We start from the raw sequence: 22,243 nt of genomic DNA, 5'->3' as shown, positions 1-22,243 counted from the left end.
ACACCTTCCGGCGTCCCCGCTTCCGGCGCCAGAGCAACCTCACCATGGCCGGCCGGCAGGGCGGAACAGCCTGCCAGATCACAGAGGACAGTCATGGACCTGCAGTCGTTCTTCGCCGGTCACCCGACCAGCCGGGCCGTGTTCGACAAGGCGCTCGCCATCGCCCGACGGGACGGCCCGGTCGAGGTCAGAGTCGGCAAGAGCCAGGTGTCGCTGCGGCAGCGACGCGGATTCGCCTACATCTGGCTGCCGGGCGCCTACCTGCGGAAGCCGGCGACCGAGACGGTCCTGGCGATCGCGTTGGACCGGCAGATCGCCTCGACGCGCTTCAAGCAGATCGCCCATCCCGCCGGCCGTGTCTGGATGCACCACCTCGAAGTCGACGGGCCGGACAACGTCGACGACGAGGTTGCGGGATGGATACGAGAGGCGCAGCAGGCGGCGCGGTGACGTCGGCGTGCCCGGCCGCTACGCGGTGAGCGGCGGCTCGTACGGCGGATATCTCGCCGCCGGCCTCGCCGCCGCTGAGCCTGACCGCCTCGCTGGGCTGGCGCTGCTGGTCCCGATGGTGCTGCCGCCCGGACGCCGTGACGTGGCGGAGCACCGGCTCCTCTACCGCGAACCCAGCGTCTCCGGCGAACCCGATACAGCGGTCGTCGTGACCGCCGAATCGGTACGGCGGTTCAGTAACGAAGTGCAGCGCTCCGTGACCGATGACGTGGTGGTGGCGCGGATCGCCGCCAACTATCCCGGCTCGTTCCCGCTGGCCTCGACCTATCCCGGGCCCGCCCTGATCATCACCGGGCGCCAGGACGACGCGCTCGGCTTCAACGACCAGTGGCGTCAGTACGGCCAACTGCCACGATCCACGCACGTAGTGCTGGACCGTGGCGGTCACGGGCTCCTCATCGAACTGCCCGGAATCGTCAACGCACTGCTCGCCGACTGGATGGACCGCGTCGAGACGGACCCCACCGGCAGAGTCCGGTGAGCTCCGGGGGACCTGCCTGCCGGAGACGATCGTCGAGCGCGTCCGGACCAACGAGCCGGACTCCGTGGCTAGAACAAGCGGTCCCGCAGCTCTGTTGGTGTAGAACACGCCGTTCTACACTCGTTGGCATGGAACGTATCGGGGTCCGGGAACTGAACCAGAACACTAGCCAGGTGTTGGCTCGGGTGAGCGGTGGCGAGACCGTGGAGATAACCGACCGCGGGCATCCGATCGCCCGACTCGTCCCCGTAGGCGACGACAGATCCTTGCTCGCCAAACTGGTGGCCGCTGGGCGGGCCATTGCTCCGACCGGCGGCGGGGCCGTTCCTCTTCCACCGAGGCTTGGCGAGGAGAACGTGGAGGTGGCTGCCACACTCGCCGCCGCACGAGACGAGGAGCGCTGGTGATCTACCTCGACTCCGCCGCTGTCGTAAAGCTGGTCAGGCAAGAAGCACACAGCGCCGACCTCGTGACCTGGCTCAACGCCCACGACGACGTACCGCTCGTCTGCTCTGCTCTCGTCGAGGTGGAAGTCCCAAGAGCTATACGTCGATCTGCTCCGCAAGCCCTCATCGGCGTACCAGCGACCGTCGGACGACTCTTCCGACTTGAGATCGACAGCACGGTTCGCGCGACTGCGGCCGCCTTCGCTGAGCCAGCGCTACGCAGCCTCGACGCCATCCACCTCGCCACCGCCCAAGTCTTGATCAACGAGTCCGGGGCGCCGTTAGTCGCCTTCGTCACCTACGACCGGCGACTACTCGCATGCGCGGAGGATGCCGGATTGCCGGTGGCAAGCCCCGGACAAAACTAGCCGAACCTTCTGCTTTCATACCGCACATGACGCCTAGAACCCGAGCATCGGCCCGTGCTGTCGCGCCAATCCAGCTCGGTCAAGCAGCGGATCGTCGCTACTCATGCACCACAGCGTCCACCCGCGCCGCCCGGGTATTAAACGGAAACCAGAAACCAGAAGCCAGGCAGCACCCGACTCGTGACCGGTGCTCGGGGTCCGGGTGGCCTGTGCGAGGCCACCCGGAGCCGACGATCAGCCGAGCAGGGACGGCATCCGGAACCGGTTGCTCGGCGCGCCTTCCTCATCGAACGGTTGCACGTCGCCCACGCACCCGGTCGGCGCCGGCTTCGTGCCGGAGATCAGGTACTGGTCGATGCGCTCGGCGGCGCAGCTGGAGTTCGGGTAGGCGCCGTGACCCCAGTTGTCGCTCACCAGGTGGTAGCTGCCAGGCAACTGGCCGGCGACGCTCGCTGAGTTCCGCACGTGCGTCACCGGGTCCTTGGTATTGCCCACCACCAGCACCGGGGCGGCGGTGCGCCGGTCGAACGGCCCGGCGTACACGGCCTTGCCTGCGACCTTCCAGGCGCCCTTGCCGCAGATCGCCACCCGCCAACTGAAGTTTCGCCCGACGTGCCCGTACGCCTTCTCGGCGTCGGCCCCGTGAGCCGGCATGGTGTCCAGCTTGGGGTGGCGGCCGTCGACGCAGGCCACGCCGCCGGTCAGGTCGATCGCGTTCTCGTAACCGGCGCGCAACTCGGCGGCCGTGCGCAGCGCCCGGGTGGTCCGCTCCCGGCCCCGTTCCGTCGCCTCGGCGGAGATCAGCTCGTACAGGCCGGCGGTGATCTCAGCGAACATGGTCGCGGTGGACGGGTCGTACATCAGGAAGATCGCCATGCTGGTGAAGTTCTGGTAGGTGATCCGCATGCCTTCGATCTCGACCGGCTGCACACGCAGATGACTCGCCACACGGTCGAAGACCACGGCCGGGTCGCCGTGCGCCAGCAGCGGGCATCGCCCGGCGCCGACCTCGGCGCAGCGCTTCCACAGCGCCTGGTGGGAGTCGACGGTCGCCTGCGCGCTGCCCATCCGGGGCATCAGCGGGGTCACCGCGCCCTTTCTCGGGCCCACCCAGTCGTCCGCGTCGATGATGCCGTCGATGGCCAGGGCGCGGAAGCGGTCCGGGAACATGTTGGCGTAGTACTGCCCGAGAACCGAGCCGTAGCTGATGCCGTAGTAGTTGAGCTTAGCCTCGCCCAAAGCTCGGCGCAGCACGTCCATGTCGCGGGCGACCTGGGCGGTGTGGATGCGACCGGCGAGCTTGCCGGCGTTCTTCGCGCACGCCTTTCCGAACGCCGTGGCGGCGCCCATCCACGCCTGCTCGGCCGCCGGCGTCAAGGGTTCACCCGCGTTCATCGGAGCGAGCATCTCGTTCTGCTCGGTGGCCGAGCGCAGACAGCGGATGTTCTCGCTCTCACCGAGCCCACGCGGGTCGAAGCCGATGATGTCGAAACGTTCGCGAACGGCCTCGCTGAAGTACGGCTCAAGAGGGAGCCCAAGGAAGCTCGGCGCGACCATGTCCATGCCGGAGCCGCCAGGTCCGCCGGGGTTGACCACCAGGGCTCCTATCCGCTTGGCAGGATCGGTGGCTTTGGCGCGGATCAGCGCCACCGGAGTGGTGCCCAACTCCGGCTTGTCGTAGTCGAGCGGAACCGGCAGGGTGGCACACTCGAAGGTGAGCCGGCACGGGAACCACTTCAACGCCGCCGCGGGCACCCGGTCCACGCGTCGCGCTTCGGCGGCCGTGGTCGTGTCGTGGGCGGTCGGCGGTGGGGCGGCCTGGGCCGGTGGCGCGGCGAGGGTGCCGGCCAACACGGCGGCCAACACGGGTGCGACAGCGAATGGACGCATCGTTCCTCCGGATCGTCAACAGTGGACGGACACACCACACCATGACAAGAGCTGGCAACAGGACGATCGTCGGAAATGCGACATCGTGATACCGGTCATTGTGCAGCCCCATGTCGGTGGGGGTGCCCTGCAGTCTGATGCGCGCGGTGGGGTCCTTTCGGGACCTGGGAGCGTCGAGCATGGCTATGTGCATGTTGGGTGGCAGCGGCGCGCAGTGTTGGCCGCGGTGATCGCCGTAAAGCCTTGATCCTTGGTGTACTAGTGAGATCCCGGTGGGCCGGATCGGCTTAGGGGGGCCGTTTTCGCGCGTGCGGTGGGTCCGCGTGCTGTTGTGGGAGCGGGCTGAAACATCTCTGCATCTTCGCAAACATGGTTGTGCCTGCGCAGGGTCGGCAACGCCACCCGCCACACCGACATGCAAATCCCCAACCCGAGCCGGTCCGCCGCACTCCACGACGCCATCGCCAGCGCCGGACTGACCTATCCGTCCGCTACGACAGTGACCTCGCCGCAGCCGTCCCGGCCGACAGCGCCGGCCCGCGGCTTCAAGTCGGCGGCTACCTTGACCGGATCGAGTCCGACCCCCGCGGTGGGCTGACAGGGCTCCTGCAAAGCCTCCGGCCACCAGGTCAACTCGATCCGCTGGGACAAGGCCCTCCAACAGGTCATCTACGATCACACCGGCCACGACGAACTCGCCGTTGGTGTCCCTGTCGTCCTCTACCGCACCGCCGCCTGAACCACCGACACCATCCAGCCCTGCCCGCCGACGCGACAAGATGAACCGGCAACGGCGCAGCCTGTCACCGACCGGAAGGCCGCCATGCAGACCGAGTACGGAGCCCGTTTTCGCCGACACCTGGCCGAGGTCATCGCGAGCGGCGCCACCGCAGAGAAGAAGGCGACCGTCGAAGCGCACATCGCCGCGATCAAGATCACCGACGACGGGTAGTGCCCGTGTTCCGAATACCGATGACCGATGACCGATGACCGATGACACGACAGTGACCAGGTAAAGCACAGACGACAGCGCGTTTCGCGCCATGCAACCTTTGGTGGAGCCAAGGGGACTCGAACCCCTAACCCCTGCCTTGCAAAGGCAGTGCTCTGCCAGTTGAGCTATGGCCCCGATGGAGTTAACGCGCTGGGACTCCGGACGGTCAGCGGTAGTCAGGCGCAGTCGTGGCCTCATGCCACAGGGCACGCTCGTCGCTCGCGTTCTTTGCCTTGCGGGCGACGGCTGCCGCGGCACCGATGACGCCAGCGATGATCAGGAGCTTCTTCCACATGGCGCGGGTCCCCTCAACGTCAGGTGCGCTGGCTGGCGGTGTGTGGTGGGGCTAGCTGGAATCGAACCAGCGACCTCAGAGTTATCAGCTCTGCGCTCTAACCGACTGAGCTATAGCCCCTTGCACCCGCCCTGAAAAGCCGTGGCGTCCGGATCAACGGCGCACATTGCCCGGTCACGAGCAGCTTTCCAGGTGACGACGAGCAAGGCTAGCTTACCGAACGGCCTTCCCGCACGGCGATACGGGGTCCGGGCCGGGGGAGTCGCCGACTGCGACCACTCCCCGGCCCGAAGTGGATCAGTCGCGCTCGGCGAGCGTGACCTCGATGCCACCGACGAGGTCCGCACACACGTTGTAGACGAACGCCGAAAGAGTGGCCAGGGCCGTCATCAGCACGATATTGACCATGCCGAGGAGGGCTGAGGTCCCGATCACGCCCTTCGCGGTGATGGCGAAGCCGGCGTCGCCGCTGCCGCCGCTGGCGCTGACCAGGCCGGCCAGGGTCTGGTTGACCTTGTCAAAGACGCCCATGGCGTCAAGGACCAGGTACAGCACCGATGTCGCGACGATGGTGACGATGAACAACACGATCGACAGCGCGAAGCTGAGCTTCATCACAGACCAGGGATCGATCCGCTTGAGGTTCAGCCGAGCCCGTCTGGGCCCACGGGCGGCAGCGCCGGCGGCGCCACGGGCTGCCCGCACAGCCTCGGCGACCCGGGCGCTCCCCGCCGTCGATGTGGCGGTCGGTATCGGCATGGTGGCCGACGCGGATGGGGCCTTCGCAGCGATCCGGATCGGCGCGGTGACGCTGGCGCCGACCGACTCACCAGGTGGTCTGACTGGCGCCTTGGTGCTCGCTGACGCCCGCGGCCCGGCCGCTGGGCTGGCCGTGGCCGCCGCGGTGACGGTCGCCGGGGCGGCGGGCGCTGTGGCACTCGCCCGTCCCTCGGCGACGGCCGCCCCGGCGACCGTGGCGGCCTTGCCCGGCGGCGGCGCTGCTGTCACAGGCTTCCCGGCGGCGCCTGTAGGGGCAGCGGTTCCTGTGACCACCGCCGTCGCTTTTCCAGATACCGTCGGAACGGCTTCCGCTGGCCTAGGTTCCACCGGCCGAGGTTCGGCCGGGCCCGGCTTGGCTTCAGCGGCCACGGGGTTGGTGGTGGCTGGCTTGTCGGATGACTCGGAGCTGGCTTTGACACCCGCTGCCCCCCTGGCAGCGCCGGTAGGTGCTTCCGACGCCGCACCCGACGGACGGTCTGCGCCAGCCTGGTTGCCGGTGCGAATCGGTTGGGTCGCTGACGGGTCGGCCGCCTTCTGCTTCGCGGACCCGGGGTCCGATCCCGCTGTGCCGTTGCGACCGTTCGACTGCGCTGGCTGAGACGGCCGCTTAGCAGCGCCCTCGGAGTCGCCCGCGCCGGACTTGCCGGACGCGGGCGAGGTCGGCGCCTCCGCAGGTTCCCCTGCGGGGGCGCGGCCCGAGCTCGGGCGGTCGCGTTTGGTGTCCTCCGACCCCGACGAGGGAGCCGGGGACCCGGTGGCGCCCGACTTGGACTGTGTCTCCGTCATCAACTAATCCTGTTCGTCTGGCTCGTCGGCGTTGCGCGCAATCGCCACGAGACTCACGCCGTCCGGAAGGTCCATGAGCTTGACTCCCATTGTGTTCCGATCGCGCGTGCGCCGCACCGGCTTCACCGGAGTCCGGATAACTCCACCATTACTGGTGATAGCGAACAATTCATCATCCGGGTTCACCACCAACGCGCCCACGAGAGCGCCGCGTCGCTCCGTGATCTTGGCCGTGAGAACGCCCTTCCCGCCGCGGCCCTGCAACGGATACTCCTCCATCGGAGTACGTTTCGCATATCCTCCGTCAGTCGCCACCAGGACGTCCGTTCCGTCCTGTACGACCTCCATCGCCAGGAGCTCGTCGCCGTCGCCGAAGCGCATTCCGATCACCCCTGACGTGGCGCGGCCCATAGGACGCAGCGCCTCATCGGTGGCGTTGAAGCGGATCGCCTGGGCGTGCTTCGACACCAGGAGGAGGTCGTGCTCGGGCCCGATGAGGGCTGCTCCCACCAGTTCATCATCGTCGCGCAAGTTGACCGCGATGATGCCACCGCTGCGGTTCGAGTCGAAATCCGACAAACGGGTCTTCTTGACCAGGCCGTTTCGGGTGGCGAGCACCAGGAACGGCGACACCTCGTAGTGCGGAATCTGGATGACCTGGGCGATCTGCTCCCCCGGCTGGAACGCCAGCAGGTTGGCCACATGCTGACCCTTGGCGGTGCGGTTGGCCTCGGGCAACTCGTACGCCTTGGCGCGGTAGACCCGACCCTTGTTCGTGAAGAACAGGACCCAGTTGTGGGTCGAGCAGACGAAGAAGTGACTGACGATGTCGTCCTGGCGCAACGTCGCGCCGGACACGCCCTTACCGCCGCGCTTCTGTGAACGATAGAGGTCGACTTTTGTCCGTTTGGCGTAACCCGTCCGGGTGATGGTGACGACCACGTCCTCCCGGGCGATGAGGTCCTCCATGGAGACCTCGCCGTCGAACGGGATGATCCGGGTCAGCCGGTCGTTGCCGTACTTTTCGGTGACCTCGGACAGTTCGTCCGAGATCAGCTTCCGCTGCCGCTCGGGCTTGGCGAGGATGTCCCTGAGCTCGGCGATCTCCAGCTCGATCTCCGCCAGGTTGTCGATGATCTTCTGCCGCTCCAGCGCGGCGAGCCGCCGCAGCTGCATGTCGAGGATCGCCGTCGCCTGGACCTCGTCGATGTCCAGCAGCTGGATGAGGCCGCCGCGGGCCTCCTCCACCGTCGGCGAGCGCCGGATCAGCGCGATGACGTCATCCAGGGCGTCGAGCGCCTTGACGTAACCGCGCAGGATGTGAGCCCGCTCCTCGGCCTTCCGTAGCCGGTAGGCCGTCCGCCGGACGATGACCTCGACCTGGTGGGCGACGTAGTGCCGGACGAACTGGGCCAGGTTCAGGGTGCGCGGCACCCCGTCGACCAGAGCCAGCATGTTCGCGCCGAACGTCTCCTGGAGCTGGGTGTGCTTGTAGAGGTTGTTCAGCACGACCTTGGCGACGGCGTCCCGCTTGAGCACGATCACCAGACGCATGCCGGTACGACCCGACGACTCCTCGCGGATGTCGGCGATGCCGGCGAGTTTCCCGTCCTTGATCAGATCGGCGATGCGCTCGGCCAAATTATCCGGGTTGACCTGGTACGGCATCTCGGTGACGACAAGGATCGCCCTCCGCTTGGCGTCCTCCTCCACCTCGACGACCGCGCGCATCCGGATCGAGCCGCGCCCGGTCCGGTAAGCGTCCTGGATCGCCTGCTGCCCGACGATGAGCCCGGCGGTCGGGAAGTCCGGGCCCTTGACGATGCCGAGGAGCGCCTCGAGAGTGGTCTCCTCATCGGCCTCCGGGTTCGCCAGACACCACTGGACGGCGGCGCCGATCTCGCGCAGGTTGTGCGGCGGGATCTTCGTGGCCATGCCGACCGCGATGCCCTCGGAGCCGTTGACCAGCAGGTTCGGGATCCGCGCCGGGAGGATCGTGGGCTCCTTGGCCCGACCGTCGTAGTTGTCCTGCAGGTCGACGGTGTCCTCGTCGATGTCCTTCAGCATCTCCATCGCCAGCGGCGCCAGCTTGCATTCCGTGTTGTGGCTGACAAAGCCGTTGGTGACGAACGAGTGGTCGTCGGTGTCGACCCGCAGGCTGTAGACCGGCTGCACACCGGCGTTGGCCACGCTGACGACCTCGTCGTAGTAGAACCGGCCATCGACCAACGGCTCCACCACGTCGAGGATGCCGGGCTCGGTGATCCGCGCGGCGATCTCGTCGCGATCGCGCTCCCACCGCTCGATCCGGTCGACGTTGTGCTTCACCAGCCAGTCCCGTTCGGTCCACCGCCTGGCGCCGTGGGCGCGGACGAAATCTCCGACGTACGGGACGTGGTCGCTGCTCATCGCGGTGCTGGAAGCCGGGACCTGGCCTAGCTCGCTCTCCAGCTTCGCCTGCTTGCGGCCGAGGAAGCCGACGTGCACGGCGAACAGCCGGGCGTCCCGACGGTTGGTGATGACGACCTTGATCTCGTCCCGGGCGCTGCGGCTCTGCCGCGACACCACGCCGAACTCCAACAGGAGCTGCTGGACCTCGGCGGCGAGCCGGGCGCTGCGCGTCGAGTACGAGATCTGAATGGTGTTACGGGGCAGCAGCGAAGACGAGCCGTCGCCCTCGAACAGAGCGGCGAGGAACGCCCGCTTTATCGCCGCCGAACCACGCCAGACGAACTCCGGGACGAACGTGTCCGCGCTGCGGTAGCCGACCATGCCTCCGAGGACGCTGGTCCGCAGCGAGGTCAGGTCCTGGATGTCCAGCTCGTGCAGGACGCTCCCGGACGCGATGACGCGCTGGCTGACGGAGCGAGGCCCGCCGACGACGGCGTCGTAGGCCGTCAGGACCCTCCCGAAGAAGCTCGGGTCGACGTTGTTGAAACCGGCTCGGCCCTCGGAGACCCACCCTTCGCTGACGAAGGCGCCGGCTAGGATCGCCGCCTCGTGGTCCTCCATCAGTGGGACGCCGAACTCCTCCGCCACCACCCGCTGCATCGCCACCCTGTCGCCGGGCCCGACCTCCTCCAGCAGCTTCCACAGCAGCGTCGGCACGCCGGCGACCTCGGTGAGGCAGAGCACCGGGTGGTTGTGCGTGCCGGTCAGCTCGAAACCGGCCCGGGTGCGCAGTTTCAGCGTCGGATGCTCGCCGGAGTGGAAGAACCGGGTGGCACGGACGATGTCGCCGTTGCGGTCGCGGACCTTGAGATCGATCTCGGTCTCAGAGTCCGGCACGGCGGCGGGAACGATGTCGGCGATCCGGATGGTCCCCCCGAAGACGGTCCGAACCCGAGCATCTCCGATCAAGCAGTACCTCATGGCGGCCGGCGGATCGTTGCCCGGCGAGCCGAAGTTGCCGTTGCCGTCCACCAGCGGGTAGCGCAGCGACCAGGGCTGCGCCATCCGGACCAGGGCGTCGTAGATGGACGAGTCGCCGTGCGGGTGGAACTGACCCATGACGTCGCCGACGACCCGGGAGCACTTGACGTACCCCCGGTCCGGCCGGTAACCGGAGTCGTACATCGCGTACAGGATCTTGCGGTGGACCGGTTTGAGGCCGTCCCGCACGTCAGGCAGCGCACGTCCGACGATGACGCTCATCGCGTAGTCGAGGTACGACCGTTGCATCTCGACCTCGAGCCCGACCGGCTCGACCCTCGGCCGACCGCCCGTGCCCGGCTCGACCTGTTCCTCGTCGCCAGGTGTTTCCGTCACTGTGAACCCTTATCGCTCTACGCCGACCAGAAGCCGGACAAATGTCAATGGAATCGGCAAACCGTTGTGGACAGAGCTTGTGGATAACTCCACCAGCCTGTGGACAACCCGTCAGATGTCGAGGAACCGCACATCCTTGGCGTTGCGCTGGATGAACGAACGCCGCGCCTCCACGTCCTCGCCCATGAGCACGCTGAACAGCTCGTCGGCGATGGCGGCGTCGTCCAGAGTGACCTGGAGCAGCGTGCGGGTGCCCGGGTTCATCGTGGTCTCCCACAGCTCCGGGTAGTTCATCTCGCCCAGACCCTTGAACCGCTGGATATCGTCGGGTTTGGCGTTGGGCTTGGTCTCCTGTCGGATCGCGATGAGGCCGTCACGCTCGCGGTCCGAGTAGGCGTACTGGGCGTCGTCGCCGCGCCTGTTCCACTTGACCTTGTACAGCGGCGGCTGCGCCAGGTAGACATGCCCCAGCTCGACCAGCGGTCGCATGAACCGGAACAGCAGCGTCAACAGCAGCGTCCGGATGTGCTGGCCGTCGACGTCGGCGTCCGCCATCAGGACGACCTTGTGGTAGCGCAGTTTCTCGATGTCGAACTCGTCGTGGATGCCGGTGCCCAGGGCGGTGATCAGCGCCTGAACCTCGTTGTTCTTGAGCACCCGGTCGATCCGGGCCTTCTCCACGTTGAGGATCTTCCCGCGGATCGGCAGGATCGCCTGCGTCTTCGGGTCCCGGCCCTGCTTGGCCGAGCCACCGGCCGAGTCGCCCTCGACGATGAACAGCTCCGACTCGCGCGGGTCGGTCGACTGACAGTCGGCCAGCTTGCCGGGCATCGAGCCGGACTCCAGCAGCGACTTACGCCGCGCCAGCTTCCGGGCCTGCTGCGCGGCGACCCGGGCCCGCGCCGCCTGTGAAGCCTTCGAGATGATCATCTTGGCTTCGGCGGGGTTGCGCTCGAACCAGTCCACCAGCCACTCGTTCGCGGCCTTCTGGACGAAACCCTTGACGTCGGTGTTCCCCAGCTTCGTCTTGGTCTGACCCTCGAACTGCGGATTCGCCAGCTTCACCGAGATGATGGCCGCGAGGCCCTCCCGGATGTCCTCGCCGGTGAGCTTCTCATCGCCCTTGAGGATCTTCTTGTCGGCCCCGTACTTGTTGACGATCCCGGTCAACGCGGAACGGAAACCCTCCTCGTGGGTGCCGCCCTCGTGTGTGTTGATCGTGTTGGCGAACGTGTAGACCGACTCGCCGTACGACTCGTTCCACTGCATCGCGACCTCGACCGACATACCGTCGACCTCGCCGCCGAACTCGATCACCGACCTGTGGATCGGGCTCTTGGTGCCGTTGAGGTGCCGGACGAAGTCCGCGATGCCGCCCTGGTAGCAGAACGTCACCTCGCGCGTTTTGCCGTCATCGTCGCGCGAGGTCTCCCGCTCGTCCCGCAGGATGATCGTCAGGCCGCGGTTGAGGAAGGCCATCTCCTGGATGCGGCGATAGATCGTCTCGAAGGAGAAGTCGACGGTCTCGAAGATGTCCGGGTCCGGCCAGAACGCCACCTGGGAGCCGGTGCGGGTGGTCGACTCGCCCTTCTCCAACGTCGACGGCTTCGAGTACGCGTACTTCTGCCGCCAGACGAAACCGTCCTTGTGGATCTCGACGGCCATCTTCGTGGACAACGCGTTCACCACCGACACACCGACGCCGTGCAGACCGCCGGAGACCGCGTACGCCTTGCCGTCGAACTTGCCGCCAGCGTGCAGGACCGTCAGCGCCACCTCGACGCCGGGCTTCTTCAGCTTCGGGTGCAGGTCGACCGGGAAGCCCCGGCCGTTGTCGGTGACCGACACGCCGCCGTCGCCGAGAAGGACCACGTTGATCGTGTCGCAGTGTCCGGCCAGCGCCTCGTCGACCGCGTTGTCGACAACCTCCCAGACGAGGTGGTGCAGCCCGCGCTCGCCGGTCGAGCCGATGTACATGCCGGGCCGTTTGCGGACGGCCTCCAGGCCCTCCAGCACCGTGATCGACTCGGCGCCGTACTCCTGCTTCTTCGCTGCCACGCTCGGTCGCTTTCTCGTACCGCCGGCGTCGGCCAACCGCTGGCGGTGCGGGTTTGGCGGGCGGCGGGCGGGCGGACGGCGACGAGCCGACAGAGCCGGGCCGACGCCAGGCGCCGACCACGCGGAGGCCCGCGGTAAGGGTTCGGTGGTACGCCCGCGGGGACGAGCCCCGCACGGACGATCCTGGTGTTCTCGGCAATCCTACTGTGCCGGACGGACTTTGCCGCCCCGCGGCACCCGTGCCGAGGCACCTCAGATCGCCGTAGCGGCGCGCGGACCGCGGGCGCAACACCCCCCACGGAGGCCGGGCACGGATCAAGATGACGGCTGCGGAAGCTCACACTTCATCACCGGATTAAGCCCGACGTAGTTGAGCGGGCCGGCGAGCACGGTGACGGCGATGGTGGACGCCTCAGCGCAGGTGGCGTCAGCCGACCGCAGGTAGCCGCGCTGCCCCGCGGCAAGGAGGCCGATGAGCAGCCAAACCAAGACGAAGAAGACGCTGACGGAGCGGTATCGCATGGGGGACTCCCTTCTAGCCGCGACGCCGACCGGGCCCTGCCGGACGTCGGTCGGCGTCGCGATCGATGCGCGGCTGGTACCCCGTCGCGGTCTCCGGCAATCGTCGTCGATCGTGGAGTTGCGGCGTGCCGCGTCGTCGGGCCTGTCGTTTGTCGGCTCCGTGTCGTAACCTGCCGGCGGCACAGCGTGAACCGCGTCGAGGGGATGAACCGGGTGAGCTCCAGTACCGCCGCCGCATCGTCAGGGAACGCCGGTGGGACGCCGGCGACGGCCGAGGCACGGCCCGAGCCGGCGCCCGCCGAACTCCACAACGTCGCCGTCCGCTGGCCCCGCCTGGGCGAGCAGTACCTGCCGACGTCCAGCGTGGCGTTCGCCGAGTTCACCGAGATCGCCGAAGCGCTGGTCGGACGCGGCGCTGACGCCGCAGTGGCGCTCGCGGCGACCATCGGTCGGTCGGCGGCCGCGCCGGTAGCCGCCTACACGGGCCTGGTCGACCTGCTCCTCGGGCTGGACGGCGTCCTCTACGCGACCGAGGCGGCGGCCGAGGACGAGGATCCGGTCATCGACCCGGACGGATGCGCCTGGATCGCCGGCGGTCTGGAACGTTTCGTCGCCGGACACGAGAGGTACGGGGAGCGCGTCGAGTTCGCCACGGTCGGCGCGGTGATGCGGTCGGCGCTTTCCGAGGGGCGGCTGGCGGATCAGCAGCTGCGCTGGCTGGAGGGCAGGCTGGACGCGATGCGTGGCCCGGCCGGTGAGCCGCCGACCTGGGCGTTCACCCGCACCGAGCTTGCCGTCCTCGGCCGGTTCTACCGGCAGTGCGCCGAACAGGGCTTCGCTGTCTTCGCTCAGGACTGAGCGGGGTCAGGTCATCCGTACGTGTCGCCGGGACCCCGGCCCCGCACGCGTAGCGGCCCGCGCCGCCAGGACGGGGCTGCCGGTCCGTGAATGTTCAGTCTGATGACGACGTTGTGGCCGACCTCGCCTGCGATCTGCTTGAGGATCTTGCCGGTGAGGAGTCGCAGTTGGGTGGCCCATGCGGTCGACTCGGCCTCGATGGTGAGTTCGCCGTCGGCGAGCCTGACCGGCCGGCTGTGCGCGGCTATGTCAGCGCCGACGACCCGTTCCCAGGCGCCGAACACGGTGGCCTCGGCGGTCTGCCGCTGCCAGCCCCGGGCCTTCATCAACCGTTGCAGGACGACACCGAACAGGGCCGGGTCCCGCGGGTCGGGCCCCGGCCCGGAGTAGCCACGCAGCCGACGGGAGTCGCCCGCGCCTCGGTAGCGGGACGGACGCGGGGTGGTCTGCCTGCGGGCCTTGGCCGCGTCGAGCACCGCGCGGGCCAGCTCCGGGCCTGACGGCCCGCTGGCGTCGGGGTCCGTGGAAGCCTCCGGCGTCGCCTGGTCGGGCCTGGCCGCCGGGCGGGGATCACTCGACACGCGACACCGCGCCGCGACGCACGTCGTACCGGGCGCCGCGTAGCTCAGCCGGAACGTCATCGGCGACCGCGCAGGTGATGAGCACCTGACTGGCCGGGGTGACCAGCCGGGCCAGCCGTTCCCGACGGCCGGCGTCCAACTCGGCGAACACGTCGTCGAGGACGAGCACCGGCTCGATGCCTTCGGACCGCAACAGCTCGTAGCCGGCCAACCGCAGGGCCAACGCGAACGACCACGACTCGCCGTGGCTGGCGTACCCCTTCACGGGCAGGTCGCCAAGGCGGAGGCCGAGGTCGTCGCGGTGCGGGCCGGTGAGGGTCACGCCCCGGTCGATCTCGGCCGGCCGACCCGCGACCAACGCCGTTGCGAGAGCGGCCCGCAGTGGGGCGCGGTCGACGCCCAACTGCTCGCCGAGGCTGCTGCGGTAGGCGACCGTGGCGGCGCCGGCGCCCTGGGCGACCGCGTCATAGGACTTGCCGATGTGCGGGGCGAGCGCCGTGACGAGTTCCAGCCGGCCCGCCAACAGCTCGGCGCCGTGGGTGGCCAGGTGCTCGTCCCAGACGTCCAGGGTGGACAGGTCACCTGGCCGTCCACCGGTCTTTCGGGCCAGGTAGGCGGTGCGCAGCAGCGCGTTGCGTTGCCGGACGACCTTCTCGTAGTCGGCCCGCACCCCGGCGTAGCGCGGCTGGCGGCTGACGAGGAGGTCGTCGAGGTAGCGTCGGCGCTCGGCTGGGTCGCCGCGCACCAGCTCAAGGTCCTCGGGCGCGAACAGCACCAGGCGCAGCGCCCCGACGACATCACGGGCGCGCCGGGCCGGCGAACGACCGAGCCGCGCCCGGTTCGCCTTGCCCGGGACGATCTCCAGCTCGACGAGCAGCTCCCGCCCCTCGTGGGCGATCTCACAGCGGACGACCGCCGAGGTGGCGCCGGCCCGCACCAGCGGGGCGTCCGTGGCCACCCGGTGGCTGCCCAGGGTGGCCACGAAACCCAACGCCTCGACGAGGTTCGTCTTGCCGACGCCGTTGGGGCCGACCAGCACGCTCGGACCGGCGTCGAGGTCGAGCGAGACCTGCTCGTACGAGCGGTAGTCGACCAGTTCGAGCCGTCGCACGTGCATCCGGGCGGCGCGCTACCGCTTGACGGCGTGTCCGCCGAACTGCTGGCGCAGCGCGGCGATCGCCTTCATGGCGGGAGAGTCGTCCTGGCGGGAGACGAACCGGGCGAACAGCGAGGCGGCGATGACGTTCATCGGGACGGCCAGGCGGATGGCCTCCTCGACGGTCCAACGTCCCTCACCGGTGTCGTCGGCCCAGCCGCGCAGCCCAGCCAGCTCCGGGTCCTCGTCGAGGGCATTGTCGAGCAGGTCGAGCAGCCAGGACTTGACGACCGAGCCTTCACGCCACGACTTGATGACGCCTGGGACGTTGTCGACGAACTCGGACTTGTCGAGCAGCTCGTAGCCTTCGGCGAAGGCGTGCATGAGGCCGTACTCGATACCGTTGTGGACCATCTTGGCGTAGTGGCCGGCGCCGGTGCCGCCGGCGTGCACGAAGCCGTACTGCCCGGCCGGCTTCAGCGACTCGAAGATCGGCATGCAGTGCTTCACCAGGCCGTGGTCCCCGCCGACCATGAGGGCGTAGCCGTGCTCTTTGCCCCAGACCCCGCCGGAGACGCCGACGTCGACGTAGCCGATGCCTTTCGCGCCGAGCCGCTCCGCGCGCGGGGCGTCGTCGCTAAACCGGGAGTTGCCGCCGTCGATGACGATGTCGCCGTCGCCCAGATGCTCGGCCAGTTCGTCGATAGTCGCCTCGGTGGCGCCAGCCGGGACCATGACCCAGACCACCCGGGGCGTGTCAAGCTGCCCAACGAGCTCGGCCAGGGAACCCGCGTCGGACACCGCGGGGTTGCGGTCGTAGCCGATCACCTCGTGCCCGTTGGCGCGTAGGCGGTCGCGCATGTTTCCGCCCATCCTGCCGAGTCCGACCAGTCCGAGCTGCATCGACGGTTCCCTTCGTAGGGCCGGGCGGGTCGGCGGGCGACCCGCCCCAACTGGGCGCTCCGGGTCAGCGGGCGACCCGGATGGGCATGATCAGGTAACGGTAGCCGGGGATAACCTCGCCGTCGTCAGCCGCGGGCAAGATAACAGCCGGCTTGAAAGCGTCAAGGAATGACAGTACGGCGGTGGGGACGCCGAGCGCGGCGAGTCCGTCCAGCAGGTACTGCGGGTTGAACGCGATGGTGAGCGGTTCGCCGGTGAAGACGGTGTCCATCGCTTCGCTGGCCCGGGCGTCCTCGGAGCCGCCGGCCTCGACGACCAGGCCGTCCTCGCTGAAGCTCAGCCGCACCGGGGTGGTGCGTTCGGCGACGAGCGCTACGCGCTTGACGACCTCGGCGAGCGCCGCGACGGAGACCGTGGCGCGGGCGTTATGGGTGTCCGGGAAGAGCGAGCGCACCGGCGGGTAGTTGGCGCCGTCGAGGAGCCGGCTGGTGGTGCGCCGGGTTCCGCCGGCGAATCCGATCATGCCTTCGCCGGCGCCGCCCTGGGCCAGCGCGAGAGTGACCTCGCCACCGGCCGGGCCGAGGGTCTTCGCGGTGTCGGCGAGTGTGCGTGCGGGCGCCAGGGCGTGCAGGTCGATGTGAGGGTCCTGGGGCGCCCACTCGATCTCCCGTAGCGCCAGCCGATAGCGGTCGGTGGCGAGCATCGACAGGGTTCCGCCGTTGAGTTCCAGCCGCACGCCGGTCATCATCGGCAGCGTCTCGTCCCGGCCTGCGGCGATGGCGACCTGAGCCACCGCGGTGGCGAAGGCCCCGGCGTCGACGGTGCCGGCGCTAGCGGGCATGTCCGGCAGGGACGGGTAGTCCTCGACGGGCATCGTCGGCAGGGTGAACCTCGCGCTGCCGCAGAGGAGCTCCAGGTGTGCGCCGACGGCGGCGATGTCGACGGGCTTGGCCGGCAGGGCCTTGGTGATCTCGGCAAGCAATCGGCCGGAGACCAGGGCGGCGCCGTCTGAGTCGCTCTGGATCTCGACGGTGACCTGGCTGGAGACCTCGTAGTCGAAACCTGACACCTCGAGCGAGCCGTCGGTGGCACGCAGCATCACGCCGGCGAGCACCGGGACGGACGGGCGGCTGGGCAAGCTCTTGGCCGTCCAGGCGACGGCATCGGCGAGCGCGTCGCGCTCAACTCGGAACTTCATGCTGCCTCCGGACTGCGGTGGTGATCGCTCCCGGGGTTGGGCCGGGTGCTCTAGGCACCTTATGGCGAGCCGTTGACGGCCGGCCAGTCGCCCCCCGTCTGTTTCGATCCCTCGGTCGCCGGGCAAGCCCAAGATCCCGGCGACCGCGACTTTGTCCACACGCCGGTTATTGATCTTTTCTCTTCTTAGAAGAAACTAACGTCGTAGTAATAGGGCCTGTGGATATTGTGGATAACTGCCGTTTTTGCTGGTCAAGGTGTTGCGGGCCTGTGGACAGCCTGTGGATATCCTGTGGGTAACTCGGCGAGTTATCCACAGGCCGATTCTCTGTCCACAGGCTTCAGTGGTTGTCCACAGGTTATCCACAGGTTATCCACAGGGTTTATCCCCAACTGTGGATAACCGATTTTCATGATCACACCAGGTTATCCACAGAGTTATCCACATTGTATCCACAGGAAATCCACAGGGTTATCCACAGGACCTGTGGATAACCCTGCCTGTCGCCGGGCCGGAAACATGAACGTGAAGACCCGTCGGCCAGCTTTTGATCACCGAGACGGCTGGTGCGCAGGCCCCTGCGACGACCGGCCGTCGCCTGATGGAGGGACTGCCGACACACTGTGGACACCCGAACGGGCTACCTGGCGACCCGTCGGGCCGCCCGCCGCGCTACGAGGTCTGCTTGATCCGGTTCGTCAGCTCGGCCATCTGGTTGTAGAGCGAGCGGCGCTCGGCCATCTGCTGGCGGATCTTGCGGTCGGCGTGCATGACCGTCGTGTGGTCCCGCCCACCGAACGCCTGCCCGATCCGGGGCAGTGAGAGCTCGGTCAGCTCCCGACACAGATACATGGCCACCTGACGGGCGTTTACCAGGACCCGGGACCGCGAGTTGCCCCGCAGGTCCTCGAGGCTGACGCCGAAGTACTCAGCCGTCGCGGCCATGATCTGCTCGGCGGTGGTCTCCGGCGACTCGCCGTCCTCGGAGATGTAGTCCCGCAGGACCTCCTCGGCCAGCGACACCTGCACCGGCGAGCGGGTGAGGCTGGCGAACGCCGTCACCCGGATCAGCGCGCCCTCCAGCTCACGGATCGACGAGGAGATCTTGGAAGCGATGAACTCGAGCACGTCCGGCGGCGCGTAGAGGCGCTCCTGCGCCGCCTTCTTCTGCAGGATCGCGATCCGGGTCTCCAGGTCCGGCGGCTGGATGTCAGCCAGCAGACCCCACTCGAACCTCGTCCGCAGCCGGTCCTCCAGCGTCGCGAGCTGCTTGGGCCCGCGGTCGGAGGTGATGACGATCTGCTTGTTCGCGTTGTGCAGGGTGTTGAAGGTGTGGAAGAACTCTTCCTGCGTCCGCTCCCGGTTCTCCAGGAACTGGATATCGTCGATCAACAGGATGTCGACGTCCCGGTACCGGCGTTGGAAGGCGCTGGTCTTGTCGTCGCGCAAGGAGTTGATGAAGTCGTTGGTGAACTCCTCGGTGCTGACGTACCGCACCGACCGGGCGTTGCCCAACGTCGTGGCGTAGTGGCCGATGGCGTGCAGCAGGTGGGTCTTGCCGAGGCCGGAGTGTCCGTAGATGAACAGCGGGTTGTAGGCCTTCGCCGGCGACTCGGCCACCGCCACGGCGGCCGCGTGGGCGAACCGGTTCGACGAGCCGATGACGAACGTCTCGAAGGTGTACTTGGGGTTGAGGCGGTTGCCGTCGGCGCCACCGCGGCTGAGCTCGCGCATCGCCGCGTCCCGCCTTTCCGAAGCGCTCGCCCGGCCCGGGCCGCTCTCGGACTGGCCGCTGTCGCGGCCCGACTGCGACGGGACCAGACCCGGACCGAACAGCACGTCCTGGGCCTGCTCAGCAGCCATGATCGCGGCAGTGTCGGCGGCTGGCGAGCGCGACGCGACCCGTTGCTGCTGCGGTAGGTCGAGCATCGTCGCCTGGGCGGTTCCCGCGGTTTGCCCCGTCGGGCCGGTGGGGGCGCCCTGAGCGGTGCCGGTTGGCGCGCCGTGGGTCGCATCGACCGGATGTCCGTGTTCGGTGCGGCCCGACTGGGACCGGACGCTGCTATTGGGCGGCGCGACGGCGCCAGCCGCGGCCGGAGCGCTCGGGGCGGCGAGCGGGCCGGCCGGGGACCGGACGGTGACAGCGACCTGGACCGGTCGACTGAGCATCCGGGAGAGCGCCTCGGTGATCGCCGGCCGTAGGCGCGACTCGATGACGTCCCGGGTGAAGGCGTCGGGGACCGACAGCAACGCGGTGTCCTCGACGATAGCACGTAGCCGGGTGAGTCTCAGATAGGCGCGCTGCTGGGCCGAGATGATCTCATCGGCCAGGGTGTCGGTGGCGGCCTCCCAGACGGCATCCAGGTCTCTGGCGTCGGTCACCGCGCTTTCCACCCCCTGTCGGGCCCGGCCAGTCGTGTTGCCACGCGCCGGTCCCGGCGCGGTCGTCGCCTGCTGATCGGCGGTGACACTGGTTGTTGTCCACAGGTTATCCACAGGCCAGGGCGCGCCCCACGGCGCGGGGGGTGGGCGGGACCGCAGTCCGCCCGGGTGCTTTGACCGACGCGTGAGCTACGATTTTTGTACCTCTCGCGGCTAATTTGTCCGATCTTACGGTTGCCAAGTCGCCGGATTCCCTCCGGCCGGTCCATGGCAGTCGTCGATCACGACGAAGCACCTGCCCGTGGCGGTCGAAAGTTGTCCACAGGCCGGCGCGGCGTGGACGTTAGGGTCCGGGCGCCTCGCACAGCCCGCGTTGCCTGGGCTTTGCTATCGTGTCTCCTGCTTGCTGTGCGCTGTCCCCGGTTCGCCCGGAGGCATCGGTCAGGCAGCGAGCCGGGCGCCGCCGCCCCCTCCACAGGCCAGCGGCCGCGCGCCATGATCCAGACCACCCTGAGGCGCCGCCGCCAGGGTTACGAATCGGAGAGTCTGACGTGAGCAAGCGCACGTACCAGCCGAACAACCGTCGGCGCGCCAAGACCCACGGCTTCCGGCTGCGCATGCGGACCCGGGCCGGCCGGTCGATCCTCTCGACCCGTCGCGCCAAGGGCCGCGTCCGTCTCTCGGCCTAAGCTCCGGCCGGGCAGGGCGTAGTCAGCGTGTTGCCCGCAGCGCAACGACTGCGGCGTAGCGACGAGTTCGCCGAAGCGATCCGACGGGGCCGCCGAGCCGGTCGGGGCGCTGTCGTCGTCCATCTGTCGCTTGCCGCGCCAGCGCCCGACGCCGCCGACCAGACGCCACCGGCGTGCACCCAGGACACCAGTCCGGACGTGCGCGCCGGTTTCGTCGTCTCCAAGGCCGTCGGCTGCGCCGTCGTCCGGAACCGGGTCAAGCGCCGGCTCCGGCATCTGGTCAGAGCCGAGCTTGCATGGCTGCCGTCAGGGTCGGCGCTGGTCGTACGGGCGCTGCCGGCCGCCGCGACCGCGTCGCCAGCGCAGCTGGGAGCGGATGTGTCGGCGGCCGTTCAGTCCGCGCTCGCCGGCGGCGCCCGGAGGCGGCGCAGATGACGGCCCCGGACGCCACCCGCCCGGCCGGCCCACTGGTGCGAGCGATCGTCGCGTACCGTCGTTGGATCAGTCCGGTCCTGCCGGCGCGGTGTCGGTTCCACCCCACATGCAGCGCCTACGCGCTCGAAGCGATCACCCGGAACGGCGCGCTTCGCGGAATCGGGCTGTCGCTCCGGCGGCTGCTGCGCTGCCACCCGTTCCACCCTGGTGGGTATGACCCTGTGCCGCAGTCCCGGCCCGGTGGTCGTCCAGATCTATTTGGAGCTGTCAAGTGAGTCTCGACTGGATCTACTGGGCCATCTCGTGGATCCTGCTGCGGTGGCACGGTCTCTGGGACGCCGTCGGCGTGCCCGCGACCCGGGTGGTGGGCACCAACTGGGCGTGGATCCTCGCGATCATCTTCCTGGTGATCACGCTGCGGGTGCTGATGTTCCCGCTGTTCGTCAAGTACATCAAGAGTCAGCGGGCGATGCAGGCATTGCAGCCGCAGGTCACCGCCCTGCGGGAGAAGTACAAGGGCGACCGCGAGGGCCTACAGCGCGAGGTCATGGAGCTGTACCGCAAGGAGAAGGCCAACCCGCTGCTCGGCTGTATCCCGATGCTGCCGCAGATCCCGGTGTTCCTCGGCCTGTTCCACGTCCTCAACTTCCTCAAGCCCGGCAAGAGCGACGAGTTCAAGACCCTCTACGGCTGGGACCTCGCCCACTTTGAGGACGCGTTGCAGGCCAGGCTTTTCAACGCGCCCATCGCCGGCAAGTTCGGCTCCTCGGCGCGCGACCTCGCCCTGCTCGGCGCCGACGGCACGACTGTGAAGATCGTCGCGGCGGTCCTCGTCGCCATCATGATCATCACCACGTACCTGTCCAGCAAACAGATGATCCTCAAGACCGGGTGGAGCGAGGACCCGCAACAGCGGATGATCCAGAAGCTCATGCTGTACGGCATCCCGGCGTCCTTGCTGTTCTCCGGGGCAATTTTCCCGATCGGTGTGATCATTTACTGGGTGGTGAACAACCTGTTCTCGCTCGGGCAGCAGCAGTGGGTGCTCAGCAAGTACCCGCCGCCGGCCAGCGGCAAGACCACGACCCCGGTGAAGTCGACCGATCCCGAGGCGGCCAAGGCGCTGGCGCCTCGTCCGGGAGCCAAGCCCGCACACCCGAAGAAGGGTGGCGGCAAGCGCCAGGGCTGATCTTCGCCCGCGCC

General features: G+C 68.4%; 21 protein-coding genes and 2 tRNA genes. 10 read left to right on the top strand and 13 right to left on the bottom strand.

The window, feature by feature from the left end; all coding sequences use genetic code 11:
* The first annotated feature begins 93 nt into the window (after window positions 1-93).
* The 4 genes from ABD287_RS02085 (at window position 94) to ABD287_RS02070 (ending at window position 1,805) form a co-directional block, all read left to right on the top strand.
* On the top strand, window positions 94-450 hold the full coding sequence (locus ABD287_RS02085; RefSeq protein WP_344167216.1) for a DUF5655 domain-containing protein: 357 nt from the start codon (window positions 94-96) through the stop codon (window positions 448-450).
* Window positions 451-457: 7 nt separating this feature from the next.
* On the top strand, window positions 458-991 hold the full coding sequence (locus ABD287_RS02080) for an alpha/beta fold hydrolase (protein ID WP_344167214.1): 534 nt from the start codon (window positions 458-460) through the stop codon (window positions 989-991).
* A 128-nt stretch (window positions 992-1,119) separates the two neighbouring features.
* A complete protein-coding gene (locus ABD287_RS02075) occupies window positions 1,120-1,398 on the top strand; it encodes a type II toxin-antitoxin system Phd/YefM family antitoxin (protein WP_344167212.1) in 279 nt (92 codons plus the stop codon).
* On the top strand, window positions 1,395-1,805 hold the full coding sequence (locus ABD287_RS02070) for a type II toxin-antitoxin system VapC family toxin (RefSeq protein ID WP_344167210.1): 411 nt from the start codon (window positions 1,395-1,397) through the stop codon (window positions 1,803-1,805). The genes ABD287_RS02075 and ABD287_RS02070 overlap by 4 nt, the downstream gene beginning before the upstream one ends.
* 234 nt (window positions 1,806-2,039) lie before the next feature.
* Here ABD287_RS02070 and ABD287_RS02065 read toward each other — a convergent pair whose 3' ends face one another.
* A complete protein-coding gene (locus tag ABD287_RS02065; protein ID WP_344167208.1) occupies window positions 2,040-3,695 on the bottom strand; it encodes an alpha/beta hydrolase in 1,656 nt (551 codons plus the stop codon).
* Window positions 3,696-4,518: 823 nt separating this feature from the next.
* On the opposite strand from ABD287_RS02065, the gene ABD287_RS02060 reads away from it, so the two are divergent.
* Complete coding sequence (locus ABD287_RS02060) at window positions 4,519-4,647, top strand: hypothetical protein (protein WP_344167206.1); 129 nt, start codon at window positions 4,519-4,521, stop codon at window positions 4,645-4,647.
* A gap of 101 nt (window positions 4,648-4,748) precedes the next feature.
* On the opposite strand, the gene ABD287_RS02055 is transcribed toward ABD287_RS02060, so the two are convergent.
* The 7 genes from ABD287_RS02055 to ABD287_RS02025 all read right to left on the bottom strand — a co-directional run bounded on the left by ABD287_RS02055 (window position 4,749) and on the right by ABD287_RS02025 (window position 12,898).
* A tRNA-Ala gene (locus ABD287_RS02055) sits at window positions 4,749-4,824 on the bottom strand.
* A 31-nt stretch (window positions 4,825-4,855) separates the two neighbouring features.
* On the bottom strand, window positions 4,856-4,984 hold the full coding sequence (locus ABD287_RS02050) for a DLW-39 family protein (protein ID WP_344167204.1): 129 nt from the start codon (window positions 4,982-4,984) through the stop codon (window positions 4,856-4,858).
* Window positions 4,985-5,027: 43 nt separating this feature from the next.
* Window positions 5,028-5,104, bottom strand: a tRNA-Ile gene (locus ABD287_RS02045).
* A gap of 177 nt (window positions 5,105-5,281) precedes the next feature.
* Complete coding sequence (locus ABD287_RS02040; protein ID WP_425565468.1) at window positions 5,282-6,133, bottom strand: DUF3566 domain-containing protein; 852 nt, start codon at window positions 6,131-6,133, stop codon at window positions 5,282-5,284.
* Window positions 6,134-6,553: 420 nt separating this feature from the next.
* Window positions 6,554-10,204 carry an intein-containing DNA gyrase subunit A gene (gyrA, locus tag ABD287_RS02035; RefSeq protein WP_425565478.1) on the bottom strand — a complete coding sequence of 1,217 codons (3,651 nt, stop codon included), beginning with the start codon at window positions 10,202-10,204 and terminating at the stop codon, window positions 6,554-6,556.
* 225 nt (window positions 10,205-10,429) lie between these two features.
* Window positions 10,430-12,376 (bottom strand): DNA topoisomerase (ATP-hydrolyzing) subunit B, encoded by a 1,947-nt coding sequence (gyrB, locus tag ABD287_RS02030; RefSeq protein WP_344167198.1) that lies wholly within the window; start codon window positions 12,374-12,376, stop codon window positions 10,430-10,432.
* 315 nt (window positions 12,377-12,691) lie between these two features.
* Window positions 12,692-12,898 carry a hypothetical protein gene (locus ABD287_RS02025; RefSeq protein ID WP_344167196.1) on the bottom strand — a complete coding sequence of 69 codons (207 nt, stop codon included), beginning with the start codon at window positions 12,896-12,898 and terminating at the stop codon, window positions 12,692-12,694.
* A gap of 333 nt (window positions 12,899-13,231) precedes the next feature.
* Here ABD287_RS02025 and ABD287_RS02020 point away from each other — a divergent pair, with 333 nt between their 5' ends.
* The gene (locus ABD287_RS02020) at window positions 13,232-13,756 is read left to right on the top strand and encodes a hypothetical protein (protein ID WP_425565477.1); all 525 of its coding nucleotides are present in this window, start codon (window positions 13,232-13,234) and stop codon (window positions 13,754-13,756) included.
* Between the two features lie 11 nt (window positions 13,757-13,767).
* On the opposite strand, the gene ABD287_RS02015 is transcribed toward ABD287_RS02020, so the two are convergent.
* The 5 genes from ABD287_RS02015 to dnaA form a co-directional block, all read right to left on the bottom strand.
* On the bottom strand, window positions 13,768-14,337 hold the full coding sequence (locus ABD287_RS02015) for a DciA family protein (RefSeq protein ID WP_425565467.1): 570 nt from the start codon (window positions 14,335-14,337) through the stop codon (window positions 13,768-13,770).
* Window positions 14,327-15,454 carry a DNA replication/repair protein RecF gene (recF, locus tag ABD287_RS02010; protein ID WP_344167192.1) on the bottom strand — a complete coding sequence of 376 codons (1,128 nt, stop codon included), beginning with the start codon at window positions 15,452-15,454 and terminating at the stop codon, window positions 14,327-14,329. Before recF ends, ABD287_RS02015 begins: the two co-directional genes overlap by 11 nt.
* Before the next feature lie 12 nt (window positions 15,455-15,466).
* The gene (gene gnd, locus ABD287_RS02005; RefSeq protein WP_344167189.1) at window positions 15,467-16,336 is read right to left on the bottom strand and encodes a phosphogluconate dehydrogenase (NAD(+)-dependent, decarboxylating); all 870 of its coding nucleotides are present in this window, start codon (window positions 16,334-16,336) and stop codon (window positions 15,467-15,469) included.
* Between the two features lie 64 nt (window positions 16,337-16,400).
* Complete coding sequence (gene dnaN / locus ABD287_RS02000; RefSeq protein ID WP_344167187.1) at window positions 16,401-17,534, bottom strand: DNA polymerase III subunit beta; 1,134 nt, start codon at window positions 17,532-17,534, stop codon at window positions 16,401-16,403.
* Between the two features lie 672 nt (window positions 17,535-18,206).
* Window positions 18,207-19,916, bottom strand: coding sequence for a chromosomal replication initiator protein DnaA (gene dnaA, locus ABD287_RS01995; protein ID WP_344167185.1), 1,710 nt, complete (start codon window positions 19,914-19,916; stop codon window positions 18,207-18,209).
* A gap of 551 nt (window positions 19,917-20,467) precedes the next feature.
* On the opposite strand from dnaA, the gene rpmH reads away from it, so the two are divergent.
* Genes rpmH through yidC form a run of 4 tightly spaced genes read left to right on the top strand, consistent with a single transcriptional unit; the run spans window position 20,468 to window position 22,229 of the window.
* Window positions 20,468-20,605 (top strand): 50S ribosomal protein L34, encoded by a 138-nt coding sequence (rpmH, locus tag ABD287_RS01990; protein ID WP_344167183.1) that lies wholly within the window; start codon window positions 20,468-20,470, stop codon window positions 20,603-20,605.
* A 27-nt stretch (window positions 20,606-20,632) separates the two neighbouring features.
* Window positions 20,633-21,040 carry a ribonuclease P protein component gene (gene rnpA / locus ABD287_RS01985; RefSeq protein ID WP_344167181.1) on the top strand — a complete coding sequence of 136 codons (408 nt, stop codon included), beginning with the start codon at window positions 20,633-20,635 and terminating at the stop codon, window positions 21,038-21,040.
* Window positions 21,037-21,315 carry a membrane protein insertion efficiency factor YidD gene (gene yidD, locus ABD287_RS01980; RefSeq protein WP_344167179.1) on the top strand — a complete coding sequence of 93 codons (279 nt, stop codon included), beginning with the start codon at window positions 21,037-21,039 and terminating at the stop codon, window positions 21,313-21,315. Before rnpA ends, yidD begins: the two co-directional genes overlap by 4 nt.
* Entirely contained in the window at window positions 21,312-22,229 is a 918-nt protein-coding gene (yidC, locus tag ABD287_RS01975; RefSeq protein ID WP_344167177.1) for a membrane protein insertase YidC, read from the top strand. Before yidD ends, yidC begins: the two co-directional genes overlap by 4 nt.
* Window positions 22,230-22,243 lie beyond the last annotated feature (14 nt).

The sequence above is a fragment of the Pilimelia columellifera subsp. columellifera genome (genome assembly GCF_039532605.1).
GTDB classification, from domain to species: Bacteria; Actinomycetota; Actinomycetes; order Mycobacteriales; family Micromonosporaceae; genus Pilimelia; species Pilimelia columellifera.
The sequence above is the reverse complement of the archived record's forward strand: the minus strand, read 5'-3'. Positions and strand labels throughout refer to the sequence as shown.